Source organism: Paraburkholderia sp. SECH4 (assembly GCF_030511745.1).
Taxonomy (GTDB): domain Bacteria; phylum Pseudomonadota; class Gammaproteobacteria; order Burkholderiales; family Burkholderiaceae; genus Paraburkholderia; species Paraburkholderia madseniana.
This window is the reverse complement of the sequence record NZ_JALOCP010000088.1, coordinates 1-6,563: the sequence shown is the minus strand read 5'-3', so window position 1 is coordinate 6,563 and position 6,563 is coordinate 1. Positions and strand designations below refer to the sequence as shown.

The 6,563-nt window shown below is 59.9% G+C and carries 5 protein-coding genes; all 5 read left to right on the top strand.

Annotation, left to right across the window (positions count from 1 at the left end):
- The coding region (locus M0D67_RS41590; RefSeq protein ID WP_308112635.1) for a site-specific integrase at positions 1 to 1,352 on the top strand (1,352 nt) is incomplete at its 5' end.
- Between the two features lies 1 nt (position 1,353).
- Positions 1,354 to 2,901, top strand: a complete 1,548-nt coding sequence (locus tag M0D67_RS41585) for a tyrosine-type recombinase/integrase (RefSeq protein WP_266243546.1) — start codon at positions 1,354 to 1,356, stop codon at positions 2,899 to 2,901.
- Positions 2,898 to 5,222: a hypothetical protein gene (locus M0D67_RS41580; RefSeq protein WP_266243544.1), complete on the top strand. Its 2,325-nt coding sequence runs from the start codon at positions 2,898 to 2,900 to the stop codon at positions 5,220 to 5,222. Before M0D67_RS41585 ends, M0D67_RS41580 begins: the two co-directional genes overlap by 4 nt.
- Positions 5,215 to 5,712 carry a hypothetical protein gene (locus tag M0D67_RS41575; protein WP_266243542.1) on the top strand — a complete coding sequence of 166 codons (498 nt, stop codon included), beginning with the start codon at positions 5,215 to 5,217 and terminating at the stop codon, positions 5,710 to 5,712. The genes M0D67_RS41580 and M0D67_RS41575 overlap by 8 nt, the downstream gene beginning before the upstream one ends.
- A gap of 104 nt (positions 5,713 to 5,816) precedes the next feature.
- Complete coding sequence (locus M0D67_RS41570) at positions 5,817 to 6,410, top strand: hypothetical protein (RefSeq protein ID WP_266243540.1); 594 nt, start codon at positions 5,817 to 5,819, stop codon at positions 6,408 to 6,410.
- The last annotated feature ends 153 nt before the right edge of the window (positions 6,411 to 6,563 follow it).

The window sequence follows — 6,563 nt, the reverse complement described above, 5'->3', positions numbered from 1 at the left end:
ATAAATTATCAACAGGACTGGTATGTTTGAGAGTGTTGCGTCCGGTCAGGTTTCTGCTGAGTTTTTTGGCAACATCTGTCCCCATTAATGGTATCTTCGCCCGTTGCGTGTTTTTGTGGGCGATCCCAGTGTTTCATCAATTGTTCGGCGTCGCGGTTCCAGCGACGCTTCGTGGTCCGGTGCTGGTCGACGACGTTGGCGTGCCGCGATATTGGGCTGCAGTCTGGTCGGCTATGTCGGCCTCGCAGCTGGCGGATTCCACCCATGCGAAGAAGCTGCGGTATCTGGAGGATCTGTATCAACATGCGGAGCGTCTCCGTGGCCCCAATGCGCTGGATAATGCGCTGGCCGAACTCGACGACGGCGTGCTGGCCCAGATTCTCGAATCCTGGTTCGTCTCCATTCGAAATCAGTCGGTGGTGACCGGTGCCGACGAAAAGCGCTGGCAGGCCGGCCTTGGCTTTGTGACGGCGGTCGTGACCTGGCTGTCGAAGAGTCAGACCGGTGATGATCGGCTTCAGCGCATCGAGCAGCGACTGCACCGGCTTTCCATGCTTTATAGCCAGCTCCATGTCCGCAAGGACAATGCGGTGGAGACGGTCCGCTCATTGCCCGCGCGTACCGTTGAAGCACTGTACGCGCTGCTTGATCCGAAATCTCCTCAGAATCCGTTTGGACGTGACAAGACGCGCTGGCGCGTCTTCGTCGCATTCGTGCTGATGCTGCACCAGGGTTTGCGGCGCGGCGAAGTTCTGTTGCTTGCGGCTGACGCAGTGAAATGTGCCTACGATCACAAGCAACGACGGACGCGGTACTGGCTCAATGTGCAGGAAAACGCCTACGAGGAATCCGGCGACGACCCTCGCTATTCAAAGCCCAGCATCAAGACTGTGCAGTCGATCCGCCAGGTGCCGGTCAGCGAGTTGACAGCCAGCGCGGTGCAAAGCTATGTCGAAAACTATCGGGGCCGGCCCGATCACTCGTTCCTGTTGAACTCCCAGGCCGATACGCCGTTGTCGACTGAAACATTGACAAAGGTATTTGCGCAGATCTCGCGCTGCCTGCCGGTCGAGGTGTTGGCCGAATTGAAGGACCGGACTGGCAAGGATGCCGTTACGCCGCACGATTTGCGCCATACGTGTGCCCAAGTCCGGCTCCATCAGTTGCTGGAGCGCGGTGATCCGATGGAGGAAGCGCTCCAGAAGCTACGGACGTTCTTCGGCTGGTCAAAGACATCGGCTATGCCGTCCCGGTATGCGCGCGCTGTGTTCGAGGATCGATTGGCGGGCGTCTGGAATAACGCCTTCGATGACCGGGTCGCACTGCTGCGAGCCTTGCCCGCGAGGATCTGATATGGGCAAGCTACCAGTCCAGTCGAGCCTGTTTGCGGGGCGGCTTCCTGCCGATGACGTCATTGATGAGGTTGTAGCCGCGCTACCCATGCTGCCGCCGGTCATCCGCTATTACGACGACTTCGATGACGTGCAGCATTCGATCCGGGACCCGGCGGGTCAGTTCGTCTTCGAATTGGCGATCAACGGACGCACGATCAGGATTGATTTCAGGCGCTTTGCGGGAAATCACGCCCTGCTGTTGAAACACGTCTTCCTGTTCCTGCTGGGCGAAGATCTCAGCGTATCGACCGCGGCAAACTATCTGGTTGCTGCTCCGCATTTGGCGCTCGACGACGTCATCGATATCGTTTGTGCTGGTCCCATCGGGATTGCGCCGGTCTGGGCCAGATTGCGCGTACGCGAAATGCCTCTTGCGGTCTATATATTGGCGAAGGCGTTGCTTCGCCTCTTATGCCGTCACCGATTGCGAAGCTGGTCCGATACCTACGAAACCTACATCACCACCACCCTTCCCTTGCCAGCACGCGATGCCTATGCCGGGGTCCGGTCTGGTGACGTGTTTCTGGGAGCGGACGAAGAGGCAGCGATCGTACGATATCTGGATGACATGGCTGCAGCGCTTAGGTCGCCCGTGGATACATCCCCGGCACACGACGATGTCTGTGATGCAGGCATGTTGCTGTGTGCTTACCAGTTCGCCATGCGCCCAATCCAGATCGCGATGCTGACCATGCGAAATGTACGTATCTGGCAGGACGCGCCAGACGGACCGCCGACTGTCCATCTGAGCTTCCACATGGCCAAGCAGCAGAGCGACTCGAAGAGAAAGCCGCTCACACGTCGGGTCAAGCGTGAATGGGCTCCGATCTTCGTTGCGCTGAATGCACGGCGACACGCTGAAGGTCTGGCTGGTGCTGCGCGTTTCTTTGCAGTCGAATCGAGCTACGAAGCTGGAACCCGGATCGCCGCGCTGGTGAGGAGACTGATCGGCTCTGACGATCTCGGCACGGCCACGGACCTTCGCCACACTGCGGCGCAACGGCTCGTCGACGCCGGCGCAAGTCACGAGGAGCTCGCTGAGTTTATGGGCCATTCGCATGTGCAAACGGGGCTCGTGTACTACGCGACATCGGCCTCCCACGCGGAACGGGTCAACCGCGCTCTCGGCGCATCGGACATATACCGGCGCGTGGCGAAAATTGCGCATGACCGGTTCATCTCCCCGGAAGAGCTCACCCTTCTCAAAGGTGAGCAACAGATCGCGGGTGTGCCTCACGGCATTCCGATTGCAGGTATCGGCGGATGCTCTTCGGGACAGCCGGCCTGTCCTTACAACCCGATCACGTCCTGCTATGGATGCAGGAAGTTCATGCCGCTATACGACAAGGCGATGCATGAGCGCGTGCTGGCTGACATGCGGGAAGTAGTCGTGTTCTTCGATCAGAGCTCTCGCGGCGACGCCAGATCGCCGGCCTACCTGCAGTTGCAACGCACGATCGCCGAGATACAGGCGGTCATCGCAGAACTGGAAGGCGACAACCGATGAACCCACACTACTGCGCGTTCATTGAACTGGGCAAAACACTGGTTCGGGAAAAGGGCCTGTCATGGGACATGCCTCTCGACGAAACAGGCGCCGCACGCGACGGCGTCGGCTGGAACCTTACCGTCAGTGCAGGCGACGTGCCACCGCCGGCCCATTACCTGCGAGACCTCGGGCCTGATGTGAAGGCGTTGGCGATCGTCAATGCAGAGCGTGTCGAGCGTGACCTGACGCCACTCGGCAAGCGCCCGCTATCTGCCGCGTGGCAGGACCTCATCAAGGCCGCGGTCGCCGAGCAGTTGCTGTTCAAACGGAACACCGCTGCATATGTCTCGCAGTGCATCGCGCGTCCGCTGCGCGTGATTGCAACGTGTGTGGACAAGGAGCCGTGCCGCTTGACCGCTGACGACCTGCATCTGGCCGTACGCATCGGAAAAGCGATCCAGGCCACAGGGAAACTGGGCGATCTGGTGGTTGGAGTGATCAAGCTTGTACTTGATGCGCAGCACATCTGCGATGCTGGACAGTTGTACCCGACGCTCGACGTCGCGCGTATGCGGACGAAAAGCGCAATCAAGGCGAAGCATACCTGGTCGCGGGACGGGTTACGCGCCGATCTGGAGGCGCGTAAGCGGGCTGAGCGGCTGCCGGAGCGCCGTGCGTTCTGGGAACTGACACGCATCGTGATGACCGAAAAGCCGCGCACGTTCATGGACGATCTGCGGTTCGCCGCAGTACGCACGATGATCGTCACTGGCTTCCGAGCCGGCGAGGCTGCGCTCCTTCCGGTCGACTGGAAACGGGAGCGGACCTATCTGGACTCCAAGGGACGTCCCGCCGGCGAAGCTGGCGGCATCTCGACATCTCTGATGGCTCGTCACTTCGGGGAAAAACAGCAGGAGGACGAGTCGGATAGTGCTGTTCTGCGTGAAAACACGCAGCCTGTGCCCGACATGTTCCGGGCCCTGCTAACCGAGACGCTTGATCATGTGGCGAAGCTCACAGAGCCACTACGCGCGACGCTGAAGCTGCAGTGCGAAACGGGGCGACTCCTGCCGTGGTATCGGACCAATGATGTTGTGCCCTTCACGGAAGTGTATACGCGACTGATGGGCAACCCGTTCTGGCTGGATATGGAACGGGAGCCGTTCATCGTGCGCTATCGCGAAAACTTCGATCCATCGGTACTCACCGACTTGTACCGCCATCAGATGAAAAGGCAGCAAAGTGGCCAGCTCGCGCTTGATATGGCGGTATATCAGTTCGGGAAACGCTTGCTGGACAAAATGCGCGACGGGCAGATTGCGTTGCGCTTCCGTCGTGCCGACGGCAAGGTCATCGGGGACCGCGAGCGCATGGGCTGGCATAACACCTGTCTGCACGTCGGCGAGCTGGAAGACTACATCCGCTCCACGATACCGACGAAGGTCTCCGACACCGCCCCATTACCGTTGGCGACCGGATTCGTTCAACCGTGGGAGTTCCTGTTCGTTCAGCCGAAGCGCTCGCTGCCTGAGGAGCGAAACGACGGGCTCTGCGATATCACTCGCTACATGGCCATCAATCGGCCCGACCCGACGTTCATCGGGCAGGCGCTGGGCGACAAGAAGCATCTGCCAACCCTGTTTGAAAAATACGGGGAGACTGACGAGGATCGGACATTAAAGATCGAATCGCACATGCTGCGTCACCTGCAAAACACGGAGCTGTTCCGCCTGGGCGTCGCTGACACCATCATCTCCAAACGCTTCAACCGGCGCAGCGTCGCGCAGAGCTACGAGTACGATCACCGCAGCCTGGCTGAGGATCTCGACCAGATTGAAATCGCGCAGGACATCGAGATCATGCTCGGCGAGAAAGCCAGCACGGTTGCCAGACTCATCAAGGGTGGTAAGGCCAACGGCCCGATCGTCGATGCCTTCCGGCGCATCCAGGCAACCGCGGGTGACACCGCCGCGTACGAGTACCTGCGCGCCGAAGCGGACGGCTTCCATGCCACGCCGTACGGGCATTGCCTGAACTCATTTACTGTCGATCCCTGCCCCAAACATCTCGAATGCTTCGCGGACTGCCGCCATCTCTCGGCAGCCGATCTGCCGGAGAATCGGCAGAACCTGATCCGGCTCGAGGGCAAGTTCAAGCTCGCCCTGGAGACGATCAGGGAAAGGCCATCGACCAGCATTGGCTGGAAGAACCAGCACGACCACGCGGAAAAGCGGCTGGCCGGCGTACAGAAGCTTCTCGCGACGCTACCGGGCGAACGCCCCTTCCCTGACGGCGTTGACCTGTCACTGCCCCGGGAACGTGGAGTACTTGATGACTGAACCTAACCAGACTACACCGTCCGGCGACGACCAGATGCGTGAGATTCTCGAAACGCTGCTTGCCGATGATGAAGACATCACGGCTCGCGCTGTCGCGCGGCTGCACCCGTCCCTCAACGCAGCATCGTCAATTACGCGCAGCGAATCGCGGAGCAAGCTGCTCGCTGAATATCAGCAGCGGCAGGCCGAGTACCGAAGCTGGCGCGGCCGCGTTGCCAGGCGGTCCGGCGTCGATACCGCGACATCGCTCGCCGACAAGGACATCCGGATCACCGAACTCGAAGCCAGCGTGCAACTGCTGACGGCTTCCCACCTCGCGATGCTGCGCGCCGTCGGCGAACTGGGCGGCTTCAGCAAGTGGGCCAGATTCTATGAACAGTATCGCGACGCGCGCGACAAACTTGCGGAGCTTGGCGCGATACCTGAGGCAGCGGTATCTCCAATGCCGGCACAGAGCCCGACCCGCCAGAGAGAAACAAAGCGGCGATGACGCTCAGCGTGGCGGAATAATGTTTGCACGATCCGATTCCCTCAGCCACGAAAAGGGCTGCGGTTCCGCGGCGGAAGCCGCCTCTCTCCCGAAAGGAGCGTCACATGTCCTACTGCCCCTTCTTCCAGACCCTGCACGACGAGACGCGCCCCGTGGGCAATCTCGGCCGGGGAACCCACTACTCTGTCCTGCGGGCACCGCTCTGGCACGACGAATTTATGAACCGGCTCGAACGTTGCGCGTTCCTCGACTTCGCCGTCATCTGGGATGAGGATCATGACGACCGCGTGATCGACGCGATTATGGTGCTTTACATCAGTGGCCTGCTCGCGCCGGTACGGTATATCGGCGAGCGGAAAGGCACGCTGTCGGTGCTGCTGGCCCCTGATGTTATGCAGAGTTGGGACCCGGAAACGCTGGAGCAGTATCGCGACGATATCAACGACATCTGCCAAAACCTGGAGGACCCATGGTCAGCGAAAGTCAACAGCGCTGACGGCCACGAACCTTCGATCATCCACAGTTCGGCCGAGAACGTCGCTACGTATCTCAGGAACATCGACATGCTGTGGGAGCTGGGTGTGAAACCGAAAAGCCGACCCGAAGTCGGAAGCAAGGGCCCGGCGGGAACGCAACACCAAGTCTGGCAGCATCACGTTGCCTTGCCTCACCCTGTTGCGCCCTCGGAGAGCCACTGACGCAACAAATACTGGTGCTACGGTCGCGCAACAGGAAATACCTGAAAAGTGGATATCCTGTGGGTAAGTCGGCCGCCTTACCCGTTGAAATATAACAAAAATCGGAAAAACCACACCAACGCAACACCACGCCATAGGTACCAAGAATCAACA

Bases quoted from the DNA above. Each gene is read 5' to 3' on its own strand.
- M0D67_RS41570 (WP_266243540.1), top strand. From the start codon at position 5,817: ATGTCCTACTGCCCCTTCTTCCAGACCCTGCACGACGAGACGCGCCCC.
- M0D67_RS41580 (WP_266243544.1), top strand. From the start codon at position 2,898: ATGAACCCACACTACTGCGCGTTCATTGAACTGGGCAAAACACTGGTT.
- M0D67_RS41585 (WP_266243546.1), top strand. From the start codon at position 1,354: ATGGGCAAGCTACCAGTCCAGTCGAGCCTGTTTGCGGGGCGGCTTCCT.
- M0D67_RS41575 (WP_266243542.1), top strand. From the start codon at position 5,215: ATGACTGAACCTAACCAGACTACACCGTCCGGCGACGACCAGATGCGT.